This window comes from Paenibacillus sp. JJ1722, assembly GCF_048282685.1.
Lineage (GTDB): Bacteria > Bacillota > Bacilli > Paenibacillales > Paenibacillaceae > Paenibacillus > Paenibacillus polymyxa_B.
This window is the reverse complement of sequence record NZ_CP182500.1, coordinates 509818-533938: the sequence shown is the minus strand read 5'-3', so window position 1 is coordinate 533938 and position 24121 is coordinate 509818. Positions and strand designations below refer to the sequence as shown.

At 44.6% G+C, this 24121-nt stretch carries 31 protein-coding genes and 1 tRNA gene; 9 read left to right on the top strand and 23 right to left on the bottom strand.

Annotated elements, in window-relative coordinates:
• Window positions 1-11 precede the first annotated feature (11 nt).
• Complete coding sequence (locus ACM1ND_RS02380; protein WP_418026998.1) at window positions 12-248, bottom strand: hypothetical protein; 237 nt, start codon at window positions 246-248, stop codon at window positions 12-14.
• Window positions 249-433: 185 nt separating this feature from the next.
• Here ACM1ND_RS02380 and ACM1ND_RS02375 point away from each other — a divergent pair, with 185 nt between their 5' ends.
• Window positions 434-736: a hypothetical protein gene (locus ACM1ND_RS02375; RefSeq protein ID WP_418026997.1), complete on the top strand. Its 303-nt coding sequence runs from the start codon at window positions 434-436 to the stop codon at window positions 734-736.
• An 83-nt stretch (window positions 737-819) separates the two neighbouring features.
• On the opposite strand, the gene ACM1ND_RS02370 is transcribed toward ACM1ND_RS02375, so the two are convergent.
• The 16 genes from ACM1ND_RS02370 to ACM1ND_RS02295 form a co-directional block, all read right to left on the bottom strand.
• The gene (locus tag ACM1ND_RS02370) at window positions 820-1797 is read right to left on the bottom strand and encodes a hypothetical protein (RefSeq protein ID WP_418026996.1); all 978 of its coding nucleotides are present in this window, start codon (window positions 1795-1797) and stop codon (window positions 820-822) included.
• Between the two features lie 3 nt (window positions 1798-1800).
• Window positions 1801-2325: a crossover junction endodeoxyribonuclease RuvC gene (locus ACM1ND_RS02365; protein WP_418027973.1), complete on the bottom strand. Its 525-nt coding sequence runs from the start codon at window positions 2323-2325 to the stop codon at window positions 1801-1803.
• 26 nt (window positions 2326-2351) lie between these two features.
• Entirely contained in the window at window positions 2352-2564 is a 213-nt protein-coding gene (locus ACM1ND_RS02360) for a hypothetical protein (RefSeq protein WP_418026995.1), read from the bottom strand.
• Window positions 2564-2731: a DUF6906 family protein gene (locus ACM1ND_RS02355; RefSeq protein ID WP_175405276.1), complete on the bottom strand. Its 168-nt coding sequence runs from the start codon at window positions 2729-2731 to the stop codon at window positions 2564-2566. The genes ACM1ND_RS02360 and ACM1ND_RS02355 overlap by 1 nt, the downstream gene beginning before the upstream one ends.
• Window positions 2732-2745: 14 nt before the next feature.
• On the bottom strand, window positions 2746-4032 hold the full coding sequence (locus tag ACM1ND_RS02350) for a replicative DNA helicase (RefSeq protein ID WP_418026994.1): 1287 nt from the start codon (window positions 4030-4032) through the stop codon (window positions 2746-2748).
• Window positions 3998-5008, bottom strand: a complete 1011-nt coding sequence (locus ACM1ND_RS02345; RefSeq protein WP_418026993.1) for a replication protein — start codon at window positions 5006-5008, stop codon at window positions 3998-4000. The genes ACM1ND_RS02350 and ACM1ND_RS02345 overlap by 35 nt, the downstream gene beginning before the upstream one ends.
• Window positions 5009-5079: 71 nt before the next feature.
• On the bottom strand, window positions 5080-5283 hold the full coding sequence (locus ACM1ND_RS02340) for a hypothetical protein (RefSeq protein WP_341063128.1): 204 nt from the start codon (window positions 5281-5283) through the stop codon (window positions 5080-5082).
• On the bottom strand, window positions 5280-6176 hold the full coding sequence (recT, locus tag ACM1ND_RS02335) for a recombination protein RecT (RefSeq protein WP_418026992.1): 897 nt from the start codon (window positions 6174-6176) through the stop codon (window positions 5280-5282). Before recT ends, ACM1ND_RS02340 begins: the two co-directional genes overlap by 4 nt.
• 10 nt (window positions 6177-6186) lie before the next feature.
• Window positions 6187-7134 (bottom strand): YqaJ viral recombinase family protein, encoded by a 948-nt coding sequence (locus ACM1ND_RS02330; RefSeq protein ID WP_418026991.1) that lies wholly within the window; start codon window positions 7132-7134, stop codon window positions 6187-6189.
• Between the two features lie 101 nt (window positions 7135-7235).
• A complete protein-coding gene (locus tag ACM1ND_RS02325) occupies window positions 7236-7481 on the bottom strand; it encodes a hypothetical protein (protein ID WP_075153631.1) in 246 nt (81 codons plus the stop codon).
• Window positions 7478-7729, bottom strand: coding sequence for a hypothetical protein (locus ACM1ND_RS02320; RefSeq protein WP_264216515.1), 252 nt, complete (start codon window positions 7727-7729; stop codon window positions 7478-7480). The genes ACM1ND_RS02325 and ACM1ND_RS02320 overlap by 4 nt, the downstream gene beginning before the upstream one ends.
• A 230-nt stretch (window positions 7730-7959) precedes the next feature.
• Window positions 7960-8211 (bottom strand): hypothetical protein, encoded by a 252-nt coding sequence (locus ACM1ND_RS02315; RefSeq protein WP_414126466.1) that lies wholly within the window; start codon window positions 8209-8211, stop codon window positions 7960-7962.
• Window positions 8208-8480 carry a hypothetical protein gene (locus ACM1ND_RS02310; protein WP_123796696.1) on the bottom strand — a complete coding sequence of 91 codons (273 nt, stop codon included), beginning with the start codon at window positions 8478-8480 and terminating at the stop codon, window positions 8208-8210. The genes ACM1ND_RS02315 and ACM1ND_RS02310 overlap by 4 nt, the downstream gene beginning before the upstream one ends.
• Before the next feature lie 9 nt (window positions 8481-8489).
• A complete protein-coding gene (locus tag ACM1ND_RS02305) occupies window positions 8490-9005 on the bottom strand; it encodes a transcriptional regulator (protein ID WP_076159054.1) in 516 nt (171 codons plus the stop codon).
• Window positions 9006-9138: 133 nt separating this feature from the next.
• Window positions 9139-9333, bottom strand: coding sequence for a DNA-binding protein (locus ACM1ND_RS02300; RefSeq protein ID WP_418026990.1), 195 nt, complete (start codon window positions 9331-9333; stop codon window positions 9139-9141).
• The gene (locus ACM1ND_RS02295) at window positions 9334-9612 is read right to left on the bottom strand and encodes a helix-turn-helix domain-containing protein (protein WP_076159062.1); all 279 of its coding nucleotides are present in this window, start codon (window positions 9610-9612) and stop codon (window positions 9334-9336) included.
• Between the two features lie 179 nt (window positions 9613-9791).
• Here ACM1ND_RS02295 and ACM1ND_RS02290 point away from each other — a divergent pair, with 179 nt between their 5' ends.
• Together ACM1ND_RS02290 and ACM1ND_RS02285 are read left to right on the top strand one after the other, a co-directional pair.
• Window positions 9792-10607: a hypothetical protein gene (locus ACM1ND_RS02290; protein ID WP_418026989.1), complete on the top strand. Its 816-nt coding sequence runs from the start codon at window positions 9792-9794 to the stop codon at window positions 10605-10607.
• A gap of 186 nt (window positions 10608-10793) precedes the next feature.
• Window positions 10794-11018: a helix-turn-helix transcriptional regulator gene (locus ACM1ND_RS02285; RefSeq protein WP_418026988.1), complete on the top strand. Its 225-nt coding sequence runs from the start codon at window positions 10794-10796 to the stop codon at window positions 11016-11018.
• A 231-nt stretch (window positions 11019-11249) separates the two neighbouring features.
• Here the strand turns inward: ACM1ND_RS02285 and ACM1ND_RS02280 are convergent, their stop codons facing one another.
• Window positions 11250-11579: a LytTR family transcriptional regulator DNA-binding domain-containing protein gene (locus tag ACM1ND_RS02280; RefSeq protein WP_418026987.1), complete on the bottom strand. Its 330-nt coding sequence runs from the start codon at window positions 11577-11579 to the stop codon at window positions 11250-11252.
• Between the two features lie 153 nt (window positions 11580-11732).
• Between ACM1ND_RS02280 and ACM1ND_RS02275 the strand changes: the two genes are divergently transcribed.
• Together ACM1ND_RS02275 and ACM1ND_RS02270 are read left to right on the top strand one after the other, a co-directional pair.
• On the top strand, window positions 11733-12296 hold the full coding sequence (locus ACM1ND_RS02275) for a hypothetical protein (protein WP_418026986.1): 564 nt from the start codon (window positions 11733-11735) through the stop codon (window positions 12294-12296).
• A 112-nt stretch (window positions 12297-12408) separates the two neighbouring features.
• Window positions 12409-13572: a site-specific integrase gene (locus ACM1ND_RS02270; protein ID WP_076317388.1), complete on the top strand. Its 1164-nt coding sequence runs from the start codon at window positions 12409-12411 to the stop codon at window positions 13570-13572.
• A gap of 93 nt (window positions 13573-13665) precedes the next feature.
• On the opposite strand, the gene ACM1ND_RS02265 is transcribed toward ACM1ND_RS02270, so the two are convergent.
• Both ACM1ND_RS02265 and ACM1ND_RS02260 read right to left on the bottom strand, forming a co-directional pair.
• Window positions 13666-13737, bottom strand: a tRNA-Thr gene (locus tag ACM1ND_RS02265).
• Between the two features lie 73 nt (window positions 13738-13810).
• Window positions 13811-14158, bottom strand: a complete 348-nt coding sequence (locus ACM1ND_RS02260; RefSeq protein WP_013308518.1) for an MTH1187 family thiamine-binding protein — start codon at window positions 14156-14158, stop codon at window positions 13811-13813.
• 526 nt (window positions 14159-14684) lie between these two features.
• Between ACM1ND_RS02260 and ACM1ND_RS02255 the strand changes: the two genes are divergently transcribed.
• From ACM1ND_RS02255 to ACM1ND_RS02245, 3 genes are all read left to right on the top strand, one after another.
• Window positions 14685-17018, top strand: coding sequence for a ribonucleoside-diphosphate reductase subunit alpha (locus ACM1ND_RS02255; protein ID WP_076159083.1), 2334 nt, complete (start codon window positions 14685-14687; stop codon window positions 17016-17018).
• 20 nt (window positions 17019-17038) lie between these two features.
• Window positions 17039-18070, top strand: coding sequence for a ribonucleotide-diphosphate reductase subunit beta (locus ACM1ND_RS02250; RefSeq protein WP_023986750.1), 1032 nt, complete (start codon window positions 17039-17041; stop codon window positions 18068-18070).
• A gap of 166 nt (window positions 18071-18236) precedes the next feature.
• The gene (locus tag ACM1ND_RS02245) at window positions 18237-19988 is read left to right on the top strand and encodes a methyl-accepting chemotaxis protein (protein ID WP_053324510.1); all 1752 of its coding nucleotides are present in this window, start codon (window positions 18237-18239) and stop codon (window positions 19986-19988) included.
• Between the two features lie 180 nt (window positions 19989-20168).
• Here ACM1ND_RS02245 and ACM1ND_RS02240 read toward each other — a convergent pair whose 3' ends face one another.
• On the bottom strand, window positions 20169-20975 hold the full coding sequence (locus tag ACM1ND_RS02240; RefSeq protein WP_053324509.1) for a patatin-like phospholipase family protein: 807 nt from the start codon (window positions 20973-20975) through the stop codon (window positions 20169-20171).
• Between the two features lie 115 nt (window positions 20976-21090).
• Window positions 21091-21771, bottom strand: a complete 681-nt coding sequence (locus ACM1ND_RS02235; RefSeq protein ID WP_025723692.1) for a DNA-binding protein — start codon at window positions 21769-21771, stop codon at window positions 21091-21093.
• Between the two features lie 245 nt (window positions 21772-22016).
• Here ACM1ND_RS02235 and ACM1ND_RS02230 point away from each other — a divergent pair, with 245 nt between their 5' ends.
• The gene (locus tag ACM1ND_RS02230; protein ID WP_025723691.1) at window positions 22017-22967 is read left to right on the top strand and encodes a beta-ketoacyl-ACP synthase III; all 951 of its coding nucleotides are present in this window, start codon (window positions 22017-22019) and stop codon (window positions 22965-22967) included.
• Between the two features lie 171 nt (window positions 22968-23138).
• Here ACM1ND_RS02230 and ACM1ND_RS02225 read toward each other — a convergent pair whose 3' ends face one another.
• Window positions 23139-23975, bottom strand: coding sequence for an HAD hydrolase-like protein (locus ACM1ND_RS02225; RefSeq protein WP_053324508.1), 837 nt, complete (start codon window positions 23973-23975; stop codon window positions 23139-23141).
• Window positions 23976-24121: the final 146 nt, after the last annotated feature.

The window sequence follows — 24121 nt, the reverse complement described above, 5'->3', positions numbered from 1 at the left end:
GCCCGAATGTTTTAGCATGTCTTACAGAATTTTATAGCCTCCGATACTAACCGCTGTGCATAGTCCACATTCGGCGGCTCTTGATAGAGAACTGCTTGAATGTCTTGTAAATGAAGAAACATGCGCTGCGCCGTCCCAGCCTGCTGGCGCTCCGCTGCTTCAGGATCATGCCCAAGCAACCGAAGGGATTCGTCCAGCTCCACACGTATATCCTTCAACCGTTCTATCGCTGCGTTAACATTTGCCAAGGTTCACACCTCCTTAGTAGCAAAGTCCTCTTAATTTCAAACTTTAGTCATCACTCTTCCAAGATGTTTACCGTAGTCTTAGAGCTTCTTAGTGGTTGTTCCATGTCACTCATCCTTTCAAAATTCTTCTTGAAAAATATGAATCTTTCTATCAAGTCTGCCGTTATTACAAATGAGGTGATATTATGGCGTACAAAAAAATAAAACGCTGGACGAAGATCGTTTTAAAATTACTTTTTATCGTGAATGTAACGGGACTTGTTGTTTTTTTAGGCTATCTAATATTTGATGTGCTTACTGACAAAAAAGCGCTTGTTAGTACTCCCGCTGTTAACTCAATTGCATTAATATTAGGAATGCTTTCACTGCCAGGAATAGTTGTTCAACTAGTATCCCTGCTTAACATCAATGAGAAGAAAACTTTTTCATTGACTACCCAGTGCCCTCATTGCAGACATTTAGTTGAAATGAAAATGAAAGAGGATTAAGATCATACGTTCTGTTTATAGAATGCAGGTGGCCGCCGTAGCCCGTGAGGGTAGGGGCCACCTTGTTTTAATAAAGGAACGGCTTACGCCGCTCCCCCGTTTTTCATTTGCTTGGCAACCATCTTCTTGTAAGCCGTCCATTTGGTAGTGATCTGGCCGCTGGTCAAGCCGATGCTTTTGGCAATCTGCATCCATGTCTTGCCTTCTTTACGACGCTGATGAAGCAATGTAGGGAAATCAAGAGGGATGTCGTCGAAGTTAGGACGGACTTTCAGAATATATTCCTCCAGCTCCTCATTATTGATTACCGGCTCGGAATCTGTGTCAGTATCAGGGTTTGAGTCATCCTCTGGCTTATTGTCGTCCTTAGATTCATCTTCTCCAGCCTGCTCGGACGAATCAGTATTAGCACCTTCTTGCTCTTCCGGCTGATCGTCATTTTGTTGTTCTTCTTGCTGACCGTTTACTGGCTCTTCATCTTCCGGGGGTACCGTATTGACTTGGCCTTTGCGCCATTCATCCCACTTGGCAGCCATTGGCGCGACCCGCTTCCGGTACTCATCCACCATAACCACAAACACGCCCACACCCATACCAATATCAGCAGCTATTTTCAGATAGGTGTCCCCACCGGCCAAGCGCTCTGTAATTTCCAAAAAGTCATACTGCATGTCGTCAAAGCGCGGCGCCAGGCCGCTAAGTATAAAGTCCTGAATAACTTCAAGATCAATTTGCTCTGGATCAGCTTTAACCTCCACTTTCTCAGGAGTAAGCCCAAGATCCATGGAGAGTTGCTCTCCTTCCGGCTTTGCTACGGATACCACACCACCATCATCCACGGTGTATTTCGTGATTGGCTTGCCCGTTCTGGCATTCTTCAAAACTTTGTACGTGACAATCTGTGAATCCAAACCTCCGATAACTTTAAGCTCCAACATGCTTTGAAGCGTATTATATTGGCCGTCCAGCTCAGAAGCTGGGATACTGATTGTAATTTCCGTTTCTTCCGATGATTTGAGATTGATCTTTTTAACCGTACCTTTGAAATTTATATAGCTCATTTTTTAAGCCACTCCCTTAATAAAATTTTGATGATAGGCCCAGCAAAGTGCGATAGCGTCTGACGGATCAAAAAGACGTTCCCTCACGTCCCCGATTTTGTACTTGCCCCGTGGATCATTCTTCTTGTACAGAACAGGAACCGCAATTTCGTCATAGTCGAGGTCGAACAACATCTGCATTTCCATGGCTACTGTTTCTTTATCCGCATTACCTTTGCCAGTTTGCATTTTCAACTCTGAAGGGCGGATGCCCACAATCGGCTTGTCCAAATGCAGGGCAGCCAAGGAAACGGAAGTATACGCCCCGACAAGAGCTAATACACTGTTAGCATTTTTAAAGTGAACTGGACGCTCCAATACAATCAATTCCGGATCTTCCTGCTCGATCAGTCGGAATGTGTCCTGATAGATGGCGTCTAAAACCCCAGGCATTGTAATTGATGAATAGTCCCTTAATCCAAAGTCTATCGGTTCACCATTTCGCATTGTGGCCCAACCAGCAAAATTTGTGCCGTGGTCAATCCCCATAATCTTCAAATTTCTTCCCCCTCATTTCAAGCATCATAGCTGCAAGACGACATACTTCCAGCAATCGGCCAGTTACCAAGAATCAGGCGAAATTCAGCCATTCCTTCGTCCAGCTCGACCTGGTCAATATCAGGCAGTTCCTCGAGTAATTCCGACTCGTCGGGAACTTGTCCAGTGCAAACAAAACGGCGCTTCATGTACTCGTAGACGCTCCACCGCGTCCAGCAAGACGACTGCATCAGGCTCCCCGCCGAATGACACGTTTTTTGATCCCAGACTTGCTGATAAGAACCATTTCCAAATCCGTATCTAGCACCACCAACCAAGTGCTAGGCTTGAGCTTCCAAGCCTTCATTTCTTCTTTCTGGCGGCGGGTCGGCCGCGATGGCCGTGTCTGTTTCCCCATGTCCGTTCCTCCCTTTATGCGATTTGCTGTGTTTCTTTCTCAAATTTGAGTTTCACCACACCAGTAGGACCATTACGTTGTTTTGCGAGGTTGATTTCCAAAATACCTGGGTCCGGTGTGTCAGGATTGTAGTATTCGTCTCTGTACAGCAGCATGATATCGTCAGCAACCGCGCTGATTGCCGCGCTGCCTGATAAGTCCGAAACGAACGGCCTTTTATTCTGTCGGCTCTCCACATCCTGCTTGACCTGTGATAAACCGATCATTGCACAATCGCAATCCTTTGCAGCTTTCCGAAGCTTCTGACATACACGATGCAATCCAGAACCGCTGTTGTCGTTGCGTTCAGCAGGCTCAACCACTTCTTGCAAGTAATCTACGATGACCAAATCAAGTCCTTCTTGCCGCTTCAATCGACGCATTTCGGAACAAATGTACTCCGCAGTCACCCCGCGACTATCGTCGATATGAATTTTTCGTAAAAATTCCATCTGCGTAGAAATGCGCTCAATCTGTTCTAGCTTCAGGTGGCCTGAACGTATCGCCTGCAAGGGAATGCTGCATAGGTTAGCGATCATCCGGTTGTAGATTTGTGCTTTGGACATTTCTAAGCTAAAGTCCGCAACCTTATGTCCCCGCTGGGTAGCCCGCATCTTGATTTCATTTGCCACGGCAGATTTACCCATACTGGTTCGAGCTCCAATGACGATTAGGTTCGTCCGTTGAAATCCCAGCGTCAGCCTATCCAGTGCTGACCAGCCAGTCATAATGCCAAGAGCTCGGGCAGGGTCCTGTGTTTTAAGCACTAAGTCCTCATACCACTGGATGATGTCGTCCACCGTGGTATCTTCCCGCAAAGCTTTCGGCCGGATATCCAGTGAGCGCTGTTCAAATTCATCCAGTAATTCCTCAAAGCCACCTGAAGACAAATCCAAAAATTTATTGCGGTATTCACCAACCAAATCGAGTGCTTTACGACGAGCATCGGTTTCAATGAGCTTCCTGATATTCTGCTCAAGCATCGAAACTGTGACGGCTGAGCTGGCTAATTTAGACAGGTAGGAAACTCCACCTACCTTTTCAAGATGCTTTTCAAACACCGTCACCAATATAGTCATTGATAGTTCCTGTTCAGTCCGGTGTAGTTCTTGTATCATTTTCAGCAGATTGCGATGCCAAGGTTGTGTAAATAAGCTTGGTTCTAGTGTTACGGCGACTTCGTCTACAAGGGAAGGGTCTCGAAAAAAGGAACCTAATATTTCAGCTTCAAGTAACTCCGTATTCAGCAAGTCGTTGCTCATCTGCCTTTCGCATCAAAATCGTAATCGGGTCGTTTTCTTGAATTTCTGCTTCCGCCGGTGAAGCCCGATCCATTCGGCGTTCTACTTCAGGTCCCCCGCGTTTACGGTATCCTTCCAGCGTACCCCGTACATAAGCTAAGCTCTTTTTATTCTGCCGGACTGCTTCGCGCATAGCTTTTAGTAGCCACTCTCCACCGTAATCGTCAAACAAGGCACCAAGGTCCTCGGTTTCAAATTGGGTAACCTTCCCTGCATCCGTAAAGTTGTTTTCGTAAGCACGGTAGATATATCCAAAGGAATAGTCTGAAGGAAGACGACCACCGCCTCCGTTCTCTGAATCTAATTCATGTACAGTATCTAAAGATGTAGTAGTGTTTTTTTTAATAATTGCTTTAAAGATTGTTTTAGAGAGCCGAAATCCCTTGGTATGACAGGAAAAATCACGATTCACAGTTACCTTTTTAGTAACTGGCGAGTTACCTTTTTGGTAACTGAACAGTTGCCTTTTGTGTAACTGAGTTACCTTTTTAGTAACTCGAATCGGTTGCCTTTTAGGTAACTCAGTTACTTTTTTAGTAACTGGTTTGCCGAGATTTGGGGTATGCGTTTCAATGTTAATTTTGATTAAATCGTTCATCGTTTTAGGGTCAAATCGCTCCACCACATCTATAGCCCACATATCATAATGCTTGTTGATCTGGAACACATTCATATGCTCGTCCCAAAACAGCACATGATTTTCAACCAGCTTTTTTAGTTCCTTTTTGATATGTTCCTTACGGACACCACATAGCTCAAAATGTTTAAGCATAGGAATTTTGGCCGATGGCTTCCCGCATCCCCAGCTCAGCGTGAGGACAAAATCAATAATATCCCGCTGCCGCTGAGTAAACTTCCGCCGGATCAGCTCTCGATGTATTTCATGTGATATGCGTATATGTGCGTCCGTAGGCTGAGGATTTACATTGGAATCCACCGGCTTCACCACCTAATCTCTTGCGATTTTTATATAAATACCGTTCGCTTCTTCACACTGCCCAGAATCATTTACACACTCTGCCCCCTGTCATCACGTAAGAATATATAGGGATACTTCGCACGAACCACTGTCCAGCTTGGATAGCCCCGCGCGAAGTATTCTCGCACCTCGCGCTTAAAGGCTACAGGATCGGACTCTTTAATCCGCCAAATGTGTTCACCGATCATGCTGCGTAACAGCGGCTTGCCAGTAATCTCATCTATAGAACTCATTCAAATTCCAGCTCGTCTTGACCCGATCCATCGGCAGGCTGCTTTGGATCAGCGTTATTCGGCTGAGTTGCATCACCCGTCTGAGGTGTTTCATCGTCTTTAGGTTCAGTTGGCATATCAAAAACAAAAGGTTCATCGTTTGGAGTGATATCTTTACGCACCGTTTCATCCTGAGTAACCGCAGAAGCAATCTCCACGCTGATGGGTAGCCACTTCCACCCGGAACGTACAACTGTCTTCTTGCACATTTCGGTATAGTCAGTCACCCAAGGCCCTTTACTGGATGCCTTGGAACGCTTCTTATGTTCCTCAATCTCGCTGATCGGCATGTAATGGATAAAATGACCGCCGTCATTAAACTTGGCAACCATATAAGCGCCAATGATCTTCCCTGACTCGGCAGGTTGAGCGTCCTTACGCAAAAACCAAGGAACGTGCTGCAATTTTTCCTCCAGCCCATATGTCAGCTCAATGAAATCATTTTCATAGACTTCGTGGGCGGCAATAGACTTGATGTTTCCAGACCGTCGTGCTAGATCAATCATGCCCTTGTAGCCAATGATGAATGTGGCTTCTGTACCGTATGGGATGATGTAGCAATGACCGATCAGACCTGGTTCCAGACCAAGCTGCGCGGCTTGCATGACCGCCCCCATGAGTGACGGTATAGAGCATTCCAGTAGCTTCGGATTCGTACGAATCGTCGTCAGGGCAATACGGCTGAGCCGATCAATGCTCATATGCTTCGGCATAGCCTCCGCAATCTGATACTTCATTTTGTCCATATAAGCGGCGATGGTCCGAGAAGGTGTAGGCGCATCGTTTTTTGCCCCAGCCGCCTTGTTTTGAAGCTTTTTCTCAAGTTGTGTTCCGCTAGCTCGTTGTCCTGCCATATTGGCCTCCTTACTTCACCAAGAACCGTCGAGAAGACGTGGTGTTCGCGTATTTTTCAAAGATATGCGGCTGCTCCTGCTTCAAGCGCTTAGTGTCCAGGCGCGTTGTTTGACTGGATTTCCAAGTTACCAAAGGTTCCCCGTTATACGTTGCAACCTCATTTTCACCGATAGCTGCCTTCAGCTCATTTTCCAATCGTTTGACCTGTTCTTCAGCCACTTTCGCGTCTTCTTTGGCAGCAATGAGCTTGTCCACCAGCAATGCCTGATCTTTCCCCAGCGTAATTTCTGTTGCTGGCCGAGAAGCAGGATACAAGCGATTCAGTAGCTCAGTCGAAGCAGCGCTACCGTCTACCATTGGTGGGACCCGCGGAATTACATGCTTGTTCCAAAACTCGTCCTCAATTTGAATAAGGGATTCAATGATACCTTCGTTTCGCTCAACCAGCTTGTATTGAAATTTTTGACCTCCGATCAGAACGGCAAAATACCCGTAATCCACACCAAGTACGGCCATGTAATGTTGGAGCTGAATGGCGTATTCATCAGGAACCTGATCGTCGGCCCATTCGCTCAGCTTATAGGCGCTGGCTGTCTTGCACTCCAGGGTTCCGATACCACGGCCACCCTTATCCATAATGAGCCTATCCACGTTACCAAGCATGAATGGATGATCTGGATGCTGATACATCTTATTGCTGCGTTGCACTCGCAATCCGGTTTGGTTCATAAACTCACGGGCGACTAAATCTTCTAACTGGTTACCCCAGTAAGCTGCTTCGCCTGGTTCGTCTGGTACAATCTGATCGGTTTTCTCCAGAAATACACCAACGGGTGATTTATACCGATTCAACCCGGCCACCGCAGATGCATCAGAACCACCGATACCACGCTTACGCAGTCTCAACCATTCGTCACGTTCAATACCTTTTGTAATAGCAGCTACATTCATAGCCATATACATATCGCTCCCTCTTGTTAGGAACGGTCACCCATGATAAGATGACCGTATTCACATATTTAGTTTTCAAAAGATCAGTGATAGCCCGTTGCCGCGGGCTATTTTTTTATAATGAAAAAGCTAACTCGTTTCGGTACAACTTCGCTATTCGCTATCTTGAGGCCAGTATCAATGATGCTTTTGAACTGCTCTGTGACTTCTCGCTGTCCCACTGTCTTGATTTTCAGCGCAGTATAAAGCCCCACATTTAACGCGATAGCTTCTAAAAACTCATTAACATCCACAGATTCGTCGGTGCTAATTTTTGCAAAAAACTCCACCACTTTTTTATGAGTTGCGTTCATGCCGATTCTCCTTCCATGATTTCATCATGTTCTACGATCTGCCGATACTCGACGATCACTGGTGCATTCTCGATACTGACAATGAGCTCATCATTTTCATCTAAAACATGGAATTCAGAATGGACATTATTTTCATATTCCGTACCGACTTGCTTAATCTCAATGATTTCGCTGCCGCTTAGCTCCGTTCCAATTTCAAAAATCCTTGTTGGATTAGAGACAACGGTCAAACGTTGAATAACTTGCACAAAGTTTCCTCCTTCCGTATGTAATTTCAAGCAGACTGGATTCGAACCAGCAGTCAGGCGCGCTCCGTCGTTTTCCGCCTGATATTCTCACCATCGCGTGTACACGTACCATCGTGTCGCTACTTTGTGATGCGTCAGCCGCATCTTCGGCCCTCGAACGGGAGTAAGGTTATGTTACCGTCCGGTGGCCGAAGACAAGGCCGACATGGCCTGCCCGTTGCCAGCTAGTCCTAAATTGCTGGCAACTGCTCAATCTCACATAGCAATCGTGCAGAATATTCCGAAGGTAGCTCCCTAAGGCTTGCCGCTGCATTGGACCATTGCATATAAACCGCATCGCGTTCGGCCCATATCCGGTTCAGTTGCTCCGGTTCGGGCAATCCCGAAGAAAGAGAAGCAGTTAGCGCGGCTGTATTTTCGCGCAGCGCTCGGGCGGATGTAGCGTAATTCCGAATGATTTTTTCTGCCATTTGCTGCGTCATACGCGCTCACCCTTGCTTTCTGCTTCCATCCGCGCTAAAATAAGCAGCACAAGAGACTTTACACGAGATCTCTTACCGAGTGTCCGCCCTGCCAGGCGGGCATTTTTCTTTTCTGCCTCCGCGAACCGAATCATGCGATTTAAATATTCCACTGCGTTACCCAGCTTTCCAGGAATCATTACATCCGGATTACTTTGAATTAGGCGCAAGTTATGTTTCGAGTTCTTGCCAGCCTGAACAGCTTCAGCAACCAACAAACTTCTGTTCATATACAAACCTCATTTCATATATTTTTTAGCCTTCAAGTCAGCGCGATGTTCTTTCCATGTCGTAAGCCAACTAAAGGAATATTCCTTACATAGCACCGCCGCAAAGTGGGTAAGGGCCGTAATAGCTTCAACCGTCTCCATTAGCAGACGCTTCATATTTTGGCGTTCGGATTCTGTGAGCTGGTCAGCAGTTTTACTAATTGGAACCTCAGCAGATAAAACGAGAACCTCCCGCATTTCCTCTACCGTCTTGAACAGTACACTTGCCCTATGTAGGTCTACATTGTCTAACCAGGGAGCAAAGGCACCGCCTGTAACTTCCCCGGCTGCTGCAATGAAGAGTTGACCGTCGTCGTAATGTTCGGTAGTGCTACGCATCAATTCTTTAGAGGGTTTACGGGAACCATTCGCAATCTTCCCGATCAACGAAGCATCAACGTGAGCCACACGCCCAGCAGCGTTACGCGTCTCACCTTTCTTTTTTAAAAGGTCTTGTAACGCTGGTCCGAATTGTCCGATTGACACGTTCAAATTCTCTCCTTTGTCCGATTTTGATATTTAATGCGGACAGAGGGCTGATGTAGTATTAAGTTGTAAGTTCTTCCCCCATATCCCCTCAACCCGCTGGTGCCGGTACAGCCTGGCGGGTTTCTTCTATTCATATGGATCCTGATTTGTTCTCTCTTAGCCATTCCAAAGGTTCCGGCCAGAGAACTCGTTTGCCGCGAGCACCGCCGATGTTATATACAGGAAAGCCTGGTTCCTCCACCATGTCATAAGCGGCCTGCTTTCGAATTTTCATCCGTCTTGCCATTTCAGGAACCGTGATGATCTCACCAGTGGCTCGGTTCAATTAACCCACCTCTTTCGTTCTATTCAGATGCTCCAAAACTTCTGGAGGAATTTTTTCACTATAAGCCGCTACTTTTAATTCGACAGGTTCAATCCCCAAGACAACTGCAAGAGCATCATTCACTTTATCGCTGGCAGGTGGCTTATCTCCTGAACGAAGTTTTGACAAATAAGAAGCGTCTATCTGTAGGTTAAATGTTTTTTCTATTAAATCCGTAGTTTGACGTAAGCTGAGCCCTTTTTCTTGCATTCCTCTTTTCAAAAGATCTTTGTAAAACACTAAAATCACCTCCATTTACCAAAAAGTGATCCGATCACTTTTTGGTCAACTCTTAACATTGACTATATAGTAAACTAACAGTCACTAAAAAGTCAACGGTATTTTGAATATAGTTCTCATGCTCGTTGAATTTTTAGTCAACGATAAACTATGATTGAATTCAGATAGGAGTTGAATAAATGAGGTATCACGAGTTGCTTTCTAAATATATTGAAGATAGCGGCCTTAGCCTTGGGGAAATTGTATTACGAGCCAAACACTTAGGAGTCAATATAACAAAGTCATATATCAGCAAGTTGAAAAACGGAAATAAGCCACCTGCTTCTGAAGAGGTGACAAGAGTATTGGCTAAAGTAACCAAGGGAAACGAAGAGACATTAATACAAGCTGCATACTATGAAAAGGCTCCTGAAGAACTGAAAAAGGAACTGAAAAAACTTTTCTATTTGGATGCCCTAGCATTTGAAGTATTAAAGACAAAGAAACAGTACGGCGACTTTATTTCAATTGAAGGTGACAAAGAATTCACTAAATTGAAAGAGTATTCTGATCTTTCCTTGCTAATTACAATGATTGCTAATTTATTGCTCGATTTCCGAAAAACAACCCAGTTTAACCTGCAGTGTTATGAAAACGTAAAAGCTTTTATATCTAAAATTGAGCCTAAATATGATCTGGATCTGGATTTGGATATCACGATGTTGCCCAATCATCCCGAAAAAGCCACTTCGATTATTAGTCGTTTGATGTTTGAATATTTCCCCAATATTAAATCATTCGAATCTAACAATGCTGTTTTTGAAATCAATGATAATGGGACCATTGAAATTAATTATGAACCAATTTCATCACCTGATAATGAGCAAGCCGATCTACAGAAAAAGATGAATTTTTTCTATGAACTAGAGAATGATTTAGGACTTGACCTTACTGACCCTGAAGTCCAGAAAAAGCTCAAGCGAGCGGCTAAAATCATCTTCTCCGATGAAGATTGATTCTATTTTTGGCAACAGAACAGCCAAATCTTCTTCTTTAAAATTTAGTTTTTCCTTCAATTTCATTAGTTTGATTTCGTTCATAGATGCCACTTCCGTATCTAATTTTTTTGTCCTTTTTTTAACTAACTAATCGATTAGATAATGACAACCATCTAACCAAAAATAACTCTGCGAGGCAAGATCATGACCATAAAACCTGGTCGTTGCCTGCTGAAGCAAAGATTGCGTGAAATACGAAAAGATCAACAGTGGTTGAGCGAAGTGACTGGGATTACCAAGTCTCAAATCTCCGAGTATGCCAATAATAGGCGGCTGATGTCCCTGACAACCGCTATGACCATTGCAGCGGCAATTGGCTGCCACATTGACGATCTTTATGAGCGTGTCGAATTCAGCAGCACCGAGTGACACTACGTCACTCCGACCAGGTAATAGTTCGCGATATAGCGAACTATTCACATTGATCTTCCCCTACAGGTTCATATAAAGCCACTAATTGTCGAATTATAGGATATTATGTCATACAGCTATTTACAGAATTAACTTTAACATGGTTGGATGTTCGAAGTCTGTCGAAATGTAGAACCAATTGGGCTAAATTAAGGGGAGTTAAACCATGTTTAAGGGGGATTGACAAGCCTATAGTTTTGTTCTTATTCGTACAAAACTACCATCATCGAAGAATACTTTACTGCCATGATTGTCCGTTTCAGTTCGTTTAATTAGATTCTCGTTTACGACGGTTGAGCGATCATATGATTTAAAGCCGTACTTAGCATATGCCTTCGAAATGTCCTTCAGTGTCCTCAAACCTATGTAAGAGCCCGTTGAGGTATGATAGGCAGGACAGTACTCCTTACTCCTAGTTGGCTGCCACAGATCAATATAATTCACATCGTATAGCGAAATTTCGACAAAATCCGAGTCACTCCCGTCACGATCATGAATTTTTACGCACGTTACTATCATGCTGGCTACTCCTGTTGTTTTTAATTTCATGATAGAACAGCATGTAAAAACCTACAAAGTATTGCATGATTAAACCTAAAATTCGATAATAAGTTTTGACAAGATAAAATGAGCAAGTTTCCCAACCGATGGGTCGATAAAAGGAAGATTAAAGTGAAAAGAATTCTATTAACAATTATTATGGCAACAGTAGTTCTCGCAGGGTGTGGCACAGAGGGGGACACGCAAAGTCAAAATAATACAGATGTTAGAGCTGCTTCTGAAGCTGGTTCAAACACATATGTATTCGATATGACAGTAGGAGATTTTACAGAAGCATTCAATGCCGTTGCTAAAAAATATAAATTAGATTACTTACACATATCCGAACTAAAAGAAGATTCTAATATGTTCCAATATAAATTCAATGATAATTTAAGTATGACAGGTACAATTGATTCAACACATAAAATACATGAAGTTATGTTAATAGGTTCTGGAGGTTTCCAAGAGAAAACTGGTGGAAATTTAATGATTGCTATTGTTGCTTTAGTAATGACAACAAACAGTGATTACAGTTATGATGATGCAGAAGATGTCATCAGAGATACAGGCCTTTTAGACAATAATGCAGACCTTCAAGATTTTGAAGGGGCCACTGTTAGAAACAGAGTGAAGTATAGAATTAAGATTAAGAATAATGATATGACTACGTTCGGTATAATAGGAGCGAAGTGAAAATTTCCATACGTATGGAATTTCGGTACAATATAACCTAAAGCCCTTTTCGGGCTTTTCTTTTGGAACAAAAATAGAACATACATTCCCTATTTCAGTTAGGAGGTTCATCATGAGAGGACATATAGCTAAAAAAGGCAAGAAGTATTATATAGTGATCGACTTGGATAAAGACGAAGTGACCAACAAGAGGAAACAGAAGTGGTTATCAGGGTATGATCGAAAAAAAGATGCTGAGAAGGCACTGCCTGGGATTCTAACCGATTTTCAAAAGGGAACCTTTGTAGAGCCCACAAAGAAAACATTCGGCGAGATTATGGAGACTTGGTTGCGCGATAAGAAGACATCAGTAAAGCATGGTACATGGAAATCATATGAATGGCTCGTTAACACTCATATTGTCCCTAATCTAGGAAAAATACAAATGACAAAATTAAAACCACAACATTTTCATGATCTATACCATAGAACTCTGTTACCCAAATTGTCTGTTGGGTCAATAAAGAAAGCCCATGTTTTAATTTTAGATGCATTGAATCGAGCAGTGACTTGGGGGATTATAACTCAAAATGTGGCTTCTTCTGTTGCCCTGCCTCAGGGAAAAAAGAAAAAATTCGAGGTCTGGAATGAACATCAATTAAAAATCTTCCTAGATGCTGCATCTGAAGATCAATACTTTATGGCCTTCGAGCTCGCTGCCTCTACTGGCATGCGTCAAAGTGAGATACTTGCACTACCCCGATCAGAGGTAGATTTACAGAGGAAAACAGCTTCGGTTCGACAAGCATATACCATTTCTGAAATAGGACATGATCTTGATGATACTAAAAATGATAGCAGCGTTCGCTCCATCGCATTGTTTGCTAATACCGCTAAATTTTTGGAAAGTCACTTTAGAAAGCAAGAGCATGAGCAATCCAGAAATAAGCTATATAATGATTCAGGTTTAGTAATTCAAACGAGTGTGGGAACGCCTCTTGGACCCCGCAATCTAATGAGACATTACTATCGTATTTTGGACAGAATTGTAAAGGAACATCCCGATTTCCCTCGGATTCGTTTCCACGATTTGCGACACACTCATGCAACACTACTTCTCAAAGCTGGTATCCATCCAAAGATTGTTCAAGAACGACTTGGACATTCGTCTATCAATGTAACTCTGGATACCTATTCACATGTCCTTCCGAATCTCCAAGAAGCGGTGTTAAAAAACATTGGCGATTCAATAACAGGAGAGAGCATTAGCACTGAAGAACCTACTTTACTAGACTAAAGGTTAGAAGAATGTTAGAAGAATGCTCGCTCCAACAAAAAAGCGCGACCTCCAAAAAGCTTGGAAGCCGCGCTGTGCTTGAGTTTCATAGAATGCTGGTGAAGGGAATTGAACCCCCGGCCTACGCATTACGAGTGCGTTGCTCTACCCCTGAGCTACACCAGCAGGTCAGTGTAACTGACAACAAAAACTATTATACTCTTAGTTACATAAAAATCAATCACTTACATCAACTTTTTCAACTAGGATTTGGATTTAGTTCGGTAACATTTCCTGTCGCGGTGCCCGATAGTTTCTCTGCGACGGAACGGAGCTTTTGGTGGCTGGAGGAAGGCTTGTCACGGCGATCATCAATTTTGACCGAGGTGGAAACACGCTTAGCTCCAGACAGGAATGGCGCTTCGTGCAGCGCAGCAATAGCGGTGAACACATCGTCCAACGAACCTTCAATAATCGTACTCATGGAGGTAAGCTCATAGGTAATTCCTTTTTGCGTCTTCAACACTTTTTGCATCTGGGCAACGTAGTCGCTCAGGCTTGTACTCCCCGTTCCAATCGGGATCACTGTCACTTCTGCAATAGCCATCGCCAAGTTCCTCCTTTTAATTTAAAATCGTCACTTCTTTAAAAATCTAAAACCTCAGTCCGATAGAACGAGCAACCTTATTTCACAAAAAAAGTTCATATGTATGCTGCTTGTTTCTGTAGGAAACATCTTTATCATTCATTGTACCGTTCAAACTGCCTCAATTCAAATACAGCCCGCGACTTCTCTGCATATTTTGATTTTCCATTCCTTTTCCTTTACGTATGGCTTCGAATGTTGCTATAATACTCCTTGCACTTATTTGAAATTTTAAGTTTATACACACAATATGTTGGGTTAAATATTCATAACACGTCTAAATATAGTGATGTAGCCGATAAATCGTACGGGAACCATCTTTTCCCCCTTCATTGGCAGGTGCATCGCTATTTCTATGTTATTGGATTACATACAGCCCCCAAATGCTGTCTGACCATCGCTTTTTTCGCCATTATCTTCTCATCATGATCATTTTCATGCTATTCCCAAGTATGATTCCAAATCAGGAAAGCGAGGAATTAATCCTATGCCACAACTCGTAACCAAACCAAACAATCGCCAGTTGGCTTTTGATGAAATACGCATTTCCGTATATGCCGACCGTGTACTCAGCGGGCTGGACAAGCTGGATAAAGATCGTCTCATTCGCGGTGTAACTAGCAAGCTGCGCCGGGACGAAGTCACGGGGGATGACATCAGCAACGCGTTTGCGATGGCTGCCCTTGAATTGGTTAGTAAGGAAGAACCGGACTGGAAATTTGCCGCTGCACGTGCTTTGCTCACTTCCTTGTATAAAAAAGCTGCTACTCACCGACGTTACAAATCCTATGCGGACGAGCCTTACGGCGCTTTTTATCCGCTGATTACCGATTTGGTCCAAAAAGGAATTTACCGTCAAGAACTGCTCGACTACTATACCAAGGAGCAGATTGATGAGCTGGGCGATTCCATATTGCCGAAAAATGACCTGCTGTTCGATTATATCGGGCTATTAACGCTGTCTGAGCGCTATTTGGCCAATGATTTTGATGGACGCGTAATGGAACTGCCGCAAGAACGCTACATGATCATTGCGATGTACCTGATGCACCAAGAGCCTGCCGACAAGCGTATGGAGCTGGTCAAGGAAGCATACTGGGCGATGAGCAACATGTACATGACGGCAGCTACACCAACCATGTCCAATGCCGGAAAAAAGGTGGCCGGACAGCTCTCCAGCTGCTTTATCGACACCGTAGACGACTCCCTGGAAGGTATTTTCGACTCCAATACGGATGTAGCCCGTCTTAGCAAAATGGGCGGCGGCATCGGCGTGTACCTCGGTAAAGTACGGGCGCGCGGGTCCGATATCCGTGGACATAAAAATACAAGTTCCGGCGTTATTCCGTGGATTCGCCAGTTGAACAATACAGCTGTTAGCGTAGACCAATTGGGTACTCGCAAAGGTGCAATTGCCGTATATCTGGACGTATTCCATAAGGATATCCTCGCGTTCCTTGACCTGAAGCTGAACAACGGTGACGAGCGGATGCGTGCACATGACGTGTTCCACGGCGTATGTCTACCCGATCTGTTCATGGAGCGGGTCGAAGCACGGGGCGAATGGAATCTGTTCTGTCCGCATGAAGTGAAGAAGGTGATGGGCTGGAAAGATGACAAGGGTCGTCCACTGGGCCTGGAAGATTTTTATGATGAAACCTTCGGTTCAGGTACCTTCCGCGAAAAGTATGAGGAGGCGTCACAGCATCCCATTCTCTCTCGTATTACAGTGCCTGCCATCGACATCATGAAGCGCCTGATGAAATCACAACTGGAAACAGGTACACCGTACATGTTCTATCGTGATACGGTAAACCGGGCCAACCCGAACCGCGCCCATGGTATGGTATATTCCTCCAACCTGTGTACGGAAATTATGCAAAACCAATCTGCAACTGTAGTGGAAAAAGAAGAACTGGTCACCAAGGACGGACAAACACGCATTGTTATTTCCAAAATTCCTGGCGACTTTGTTGTTTGCAACCTGAACTCCATCCATCTGGCTCGTGCGGTTCCGGCAGGTGTGCTGGATCGCCTCGTACCGATTCAGGTACGTATGCTGGATAATGTTATTGATATCAACAACATTGAAGTGCTGCAAGCACAATATACGAACAGCCAATATCGCGCTGTCGGTCTGGGTACATTTGGACTGCATCATCTACTCGCACTGGAAGGTATCCGTTGGGAATCCGATGAAGCGGTAACCTATAACGATCATTTGTATGAAAAGATTAACTACCTGGCAGTCAAATCCAGCATGGAGCTAGCGAAAGAAAAAGGCCGTTATGCGAAATTCGAGGGTTCTGACTGGTCTAGCGGGCACTATTTCACTTCCCGTGGCTATACGGACGGTACACGTGAAGGCAAATTTGTCACTACGTCCGAGTGGAGCGGGCTTGCAGAAGAAGTCAAACAAAATGGTGTCCGCAACGCATGGCTGTTCGCCATCGCGCCTAACGGTTCCACGTCTATCATCGCAGGCTCTACCGCCAGCATTGATCCATTGTATGAGTTGCTTTCCTATGAAGAGAAAACAACTTACAAGATCGCTAACCCAGCACCGGACTTGAACGAGAAAACCATCTGGTACTACAAGACAGCTTTCTTGCTGGATCAACACGCTTCGATCAACATGGCTTCTGCACGTCAGCGTCATATTGACCAAGGCCAAAGCTTTAACCTGTATGTACGGCCTGATATTAAAGCAACTGAATTTTTAGAGCTGCACATCCATGCCTGGAAATCAGGTATGAAATCGACCTATTATGTACGCAGCCGCGCACTGACGATTGAAGAATGTGATAGCTGCGCATCCTAAACTAAAGGAGAGAAGCTCTCATGCAGTTACAGAAGATTTTTAACACGGAAGCGCCAAATCGCTCTACCCGTATTATTGAAGGCGAAAGCTCCGGTATTTTGAATTGGAACGATATTCGGATGCCGCATATGTACAAACTGTATAAAGTACTGCTGCTGAACCACTGGATTCCAGATGAAATTCCGATGTCCAAGGACGCGTCCCAGTTCCCTGTGCTGGATGCCGAAGAACAGCGCACCTTCAAAATTAACATCGGCCTGCTGGCTGTGCTGGATTCCATGCAAACGATGTTTGTCGGGGATGTAAAACGCTATTTTACCGATTCCTCGCTGGAAGCTATTTCGGCGATTATCGGGCAGCAGGAAGTGGTGCATAACCAGTCCTACTCCTACGTTCTGTCTTCTTTGGTGTCAGATCAGGAACAGAAGGAAATTTTTGAATACTGGAAAAACGATCCTGTCCTGCTGGAGCGTAACACATTCATCTCGGATATTTACCAGGAGTTCCGCGATGAGCAGAACCCGCAAACCTTTTTCCAAGCGATGGTAGCCGATTTGATTTTGGAGGGCATTTTCTTTTACAGCACATTTGCTTTCTTCTACAATTTGGCCCGTGATCAGAAAATGATGGCAACCAGCCAAATGATCTCGTATATTCAGCGTGATGAAAATCAGCATTGCTACTTCTTTGCCGAAGTGTTCAAGCAGCTATTGTCCGATTTCCCTGAGCTGAACACCAAGGAAAATACGGACTATGTCTATCGTATGATTAACCGCGCTGTGGAGCTGGAAACGAATTGGGCGCATTATACGCTCAAAGAGGTTCGCGGCATCGACTTGAACGAGCTGAGCGATTATATCAAATACATGGCAAATATGCGCCTGAGATTGCTTGGTATGGACAAAGCATACGAAGGCGTAGATGTAAACTGTATGCCTTGGATTAAACCATTCTCAGACGAAGCGCTGAATGCGACAAAAACGGACTTTTTTGAAGCAAAATCACGCAATTATGGCAAGGTCGGAGATGACAACGGATTTGACGATTTGTAAGTCATAAGATACAGCCTTAACTCGGTACTTACCGGGCTAAGGCTTTTTTCATGAGAATTTACGCAAATACGCAAAAAAAATCATGAAACATCTGAATTACTATTCATATTTTCCTATTTGTACACGATATATATGAAGGTGAAAAAAATATAGTAAGGAGCATATTATGAAAAGCAGTGTTAAAAAAAGAATGGGATTACAATCCAAACTCTACTTCATCTTGCTCATTCCTTTAATAGTGATTGGCGTCATTGTTCTGTGGACGACCAATCAATCTATCCAAAATGCTTCTCTATCAACCATGCAGCTAAACAATGAAACGCTGGCAAAGAACACGGCCCAGTTACTGGACAAGTCCGCAGTCAAGAGCTTAAACACTAATTCATCTGAGCAAAGCAGCGAGTATAAGCAGCTTCGGAACGAGTTAAATACGCTCAGGTTGCAAACTGGAATCCTGTACATCTATATGTACAACCGGGTTGGAAATGAGTGGAAAATTACAGTGGATGGAGCCGCATGGGACGACAAAGACTACAGTCCATTCGGAACTCCTGTAAGTTTTACCCTTAAAGAAACGGAAGAGAAATTAAAACAAGGGGAAACGGTAACTACAGATATTACAACGGACCCTGAGTGGGGGACGATGTTTTCCTCCTTTACTCCCATTAAGGATACCGATGGAACCATCATTGGATATTTGGGAATCGACAGATCCCTGTCCTCTGTGACTGAAGTATACGAACATACCTTGCCCGAGGCCTACCGATTAGTTATCCCTGTTATCTCCATCATTCTGATCATCTCAATTGCGGCTATGATGCTGGTAACCCGACGGATACTGCGTCAGGTGAGATTTATTAAAAATACACTGGAGCAAGTAGCCGACGGCAACCTTACGGTTACATCGTCGCAAGTAACATATGATCAGTTAGGCGAAATCAGCAAATTGACGAACAAAATGGTGGAAGCCATGTCGAATATGATTGTGGATATTCAAAGCAGTTCAAGCACACTCCAGCACGCATCGGAGAATATCGTCGTGACAACGGAAGGAACACTCCACCAGACTGAGGAACTGTCCCGTACACTCCAGCAAATTGCCGATGTCTCTATTAACCAAGCGGATCAAGCGGTGGAATCGGTTCAACAATCTGATCGATTAGGACAAACGCTGGATGAAGTCGGAAGCCATGTGCAACAATTTACGGATACGGCCCATCATCTCAATGAGGTTCGTAATCAGGTAGCTAGTGAGCATGAACTGTTATTAGAGAAAGGACGAGAAAGCGCCTTGCGTATCAAGCAGATGCAGCGCATGTCACACGCGTTAACCGAAAAATCCCGCGAGGCGGCTAACATCGGTCAGCAGATACAGGGCATCGTAAAGCAGACGCAGATTTTGTCCTTTAATGCATCTATTGAAGCCTCACGTGCAGGCGAAGCTGGCAAGGGTTTTTCTGTGGTCGCTCATGAAATGGGACAACTTGCCCAGCAATCCGCCATATCGATTCGTGAAATCGATGAAATCTTAAGAAGCTTTGTTGAGCAAATTGAGCAAATGGGTGATCAATTTGATGAAAACATAAAGACCGTCAATGAACAAGAAGTACAAATTTCGGTATGTCTACAGTCTGTTGACAAAGTCACCCAGGTTTCACAGGAAGTTCAGGAGTTAGCTGCACATCTGGCTCAATTGACGGCAGAGATGCAAGAGGTACGTCACAGCGTAGATCAACATTTAAATCACACAGCCAGCGCGGCACAGCAGACTGCCGGAATGACAGAAGATGTATCAGCAAGCGCTCAGAAGCAGGCCCTAACGGTAAAAGAACTATCCGAAGTAGCCCGCAATCTGACCACACTATCAAACAATCTGCAGCGACATGCTGACCAGTTCCGGGTGAAAAACGCTGAATAGTAAAAAAGGGATTACCCATGCATGATGAATTGTGACTCGTAAGATGAACCTTTGAAAAAGCGTTTCTTTTACGGGTCATTTGCGTTTTCAACAGATGAATACAAGATGTGTCTGGAGCGGATCAGTGGCAGATGATCTATGCATGCGTGTCGACTAAGAGGCACTTCTTTTCTTTACATACTAAACATGCATCTGTGCTGATTGCCCATGATTGGCTATTTGCGGCTTCAGTTCATCCATGATGCATTCAGCCGCTTCCTCGCCAGCCTCGACGCATTCAGGCCATTTTGTAAAATCAAACGCCGCAATATGTCCGACTTCAGGGCGAATAACAACGTCTGCTAGCCGGAGACTATTATGCTTTCGTTCGGCGGTCATCAAGCTGTAAGAGCGGTATACAACTTCCACCATATTTCGCGGCGGCTTCTTTTCATGTCCCCGTGCCACATCAACAGCAATTACTAAACAATCTGCTTCCCGACTCATCTCTTCTACAGGCAAATTGTTTAATACCCCTCCGTCGACCAGCATCTTGCCTTCATGCATCACAGGAGCGAATAAGCCAGGAAACGCCATCGTAGCCCGCAGTGCTGTCACCAAATCACCTTGTTCAAAAATGAATTGCTTGCCTTCCAGTAAATCGACAGAAACAGCTTCAAAACGGATAAGAAGATCCTCAATCTTCTGCGTATGCTGTCCATACTGCTGCAGTAGCTCATTCACCACCGTATTCATGCTGTTACCGCCAATTAAACCACGATGGCGTATGCTGATATCCAACAGGCGGTATTTAGGTGTCTTTTTAATACAATCCAATAGAGCATCCGTAGGAACACCCGCCGCATAAAGTCCGCCAACAATGCCGCCCATACTCGTACCGATGATACAATCGACCTGAATCCCGTGTCTTTCGAACGCTCTCAGTACCCCCAAATGAGCAAGTCCTCTGACTGCTCCCCCACCCAAAACCAATCCTACCTTCGGCATATACGCAACCCCTTTACATGTATTTACTGCATGCGTCCAAACACACAAAAGACCCAAAAACTAAACGTAAGGAGGCCAGCTTCCTCTCCTCACAAATGACTCATTCCTGTTATATTCAAAAATGAAAAGCCTCGCTTAGAAAATCGGAAAGCAACCCTTTTTCCTCGTCAGAAAGATCCGAAATGGATTGCAGAAAACGGGAAACCAGCTCCGTAATTTCAAGGCCTAGTTCATCGTTCATCGTTTGTAAGGCCATACCCAACACAGTGCCAACAAACATGGTCATGCCCATTTCCTTGCTTGGCGCTGTAAGGACAATCCGCTGAATCCAGGGACCTCTTTTACCTCCCAGCTTCTTCAAGTACATCAAAAGCAGCCCTATAATATAGGCGCAAAAATTGATTCTGACACTGGCTTCAGGAATTTCAGCCCAAATTTTTCGGACCGCCTCATTGGGACCTGTATTGTTCAAATCCTTGAGCAGTCCCGAGATATTCTCGACGGTTTTTTTCCAATCCACCAGATCCACTAATTCATTCCGGGACTGGTTGAACAAATCCGAAGCTTTATCTGTAGGTACAAATACAACCTGTGAACGTCCGGTTACCTTGGTATTCACCTCATAGCTGCGCGTAATAAACCCGAGCTTTTCAATTTCTTTCAGCATGTCATAGGCCGTCCACTTACTAACCCCTAATGATTTAGCCAAGGCCTCATAATGAATAGGTAGTTTTGTTTTTTGGTACAGTTCCACTAATGTATGCAAAAATTGCAGTCGGCGTTTAGTAAGTGACACGATAGCGTTGTAACCTCCCTGTGTAATTCTCTATGAATTCGTTTTTGGGTTTTTTGTGTCTAAATATTAGCACTGAATACCCATATAAGCAAGCCTCATAATGATTATTGATTCTCACACAGCGGGCTGCTCTTTTACATATTTCCTTTTTAATTGGCTTGTGTTATATTTTTATCCATATCGTTTTTTGGTTTTTTTGGTCTTTACGGTCTTTTGTGTGATTATTTTATTGGAGGGAAACGTTCATGCAATCAGCTCTCAAGCCCAACGGCATTACTATTACGGGTGCAGGATTCTATGTACCGGCATCACTATTCACCAATTTGGAATTAGCCGCATCTCTGGATACATCCGATGAATGGATCACTCAGCGAACAGGTATCCGTCAGCGCTATATCGCAGAAGCATCCGCAGAAACCTCTGATCTTGCCGTCCTGGCTGCAACTCATGCTTTACACCGTGCTCAATTATCATCGGAAGATGTGGATCTTATTGTAGTGGCAACGTCCACCCCTGACTATGCTTTCCCTTCCACGGCCATGTTGGTCAAGCAAAAGCTAGGAAGCCGCGCACCTGCATTCGACTTATCGGCAGCCTGCTCCGGTTTTGTATATGCCCTCTCGATCAGCAGTGACATGATGAAGGCGGGTGCATACCACAACGTCCTGGTGATTGGAGCAGACAAGTTCTCCAAAATCGTAGATTGGCAGGACCGTAATACCGCCGTTTTATTTGGAGATGGAGCAGGTGCTGTTGTCCTTCAATCTCATCCCGGTGCTTTCTCGTCTTTTTCCTTGCTTGGCTCGGAAGAACGTGGAGCAGACATGCTGATCTCCCCCGTCACAGGGCCTATTACAATGCATGGACGAGAGGTTTTCAAGTTTGGGGTGCGCATTCTGGAATCTATGCTGACTAAAGTTATGGAGGAATTAAGATTAAGCATAGATGATATTGCTTTGATCATTCCGCATCAGGCCAATATCCGAATCATTGAACATGCGGCAGTTAAGTTGAAAATTCCACTGGATAAGTTCTTTATAAATATCGAAAAATACGGAAATACGTCAGCTGCTTCTATTCCCATTGCGCTCGCGGAAGCTATGGAACAGCAGCGAATTCAAGCTGGTGATATTGTCGTCCTGGCTGGCTTCGGCGCAGGATTAGCCTGGGGTGTTCAAGTTATTCAGATCGCATAAATTCTTCAGTTCAACAGACAAAAAGGAGTAAACTAAAATGGAGCATTCGCAAACGTAGCGAGTGCTCCATTTTTATGTTTTGAAAGCCAAGCAGAGTTCACCTTTATCCGAGTAGGTGCATACATATAACCTAGAAGTGTGTATTCAAGCACTCCAGACTCATACCTGTTCTTATGATGGAGGTAGCGCGGCTGTTTTCACCTGTTTCGTATAAGAAGGATAGCCTCCCGTATGCTGGAGCATTTCGATTTCACGCAAAATACGCGGCAAGTCAGCGACCGAGTTCATCACGATGTGGGCTCCTGCCCTTTTCAAGCCATATACACTCTGTCTGCGCCGTTCCTCAGCCACTCTGTCGTCCGCTTCATGGCTGGTCGTTTGAGCTGCGGTCGTCACGCTTTCGTTATGGTTCAATACACCAATCGTCCATACACCGGCGTTCCGTCCCTCTTGCATATCGGCTGCTGTATCTCCTACTTTCACAATATCGCTAAGCGGGAATACCTGCAAGCGATGTGCAATTTCATAGATCATCCACGGATAAGGCCTCCCCTGCGAAACTTCACAAGGGGCTACCATACAATCCAACGTATAGGGTGACTGTGCAGGCGTAAACTTGTGACTGAGCATTTCCATCGGACAGGATGCAGTGGCGCCTGACTGAATGCGACGATCCTGCAACTCCTGCAGCGCCCTGTCTATACCGATAGCAGGCTCAGCCCCTTGGATCAAGGAGCGGAGAACAGGGACAAGCTCAAGATAAATATGCTCAATATCCGCTCTGCCAGGATGCGCACCAAAGCACTCCAGCCATTTTTTCCGAACCTCTGAAAGTCCCAGCACATTCGCAATATGATCCCGGATCGGCATTCCTCGCCCATGAGATACCTGTTCTTCAGTTACCTGTATACCTTTCCATCTGAAAATGTCACGCATTCCCTGGGTTAAGCCTCGTCCTCCGGGGTCTAACAATGTACTTTCGAGATTAAAAATAACCGCCTGTATCATGCAATCCCCGCCTTTCCGTACCGCGGCTATCCGCAATCTTTATTTTGCTTAGGAACATGATACACAGTTAACGTAAACTGAAGTGTCGTAAACGGTAAGCGGATTGTAATTGAAAATAAATTCCTTGATTGGTTATGAATACCGAG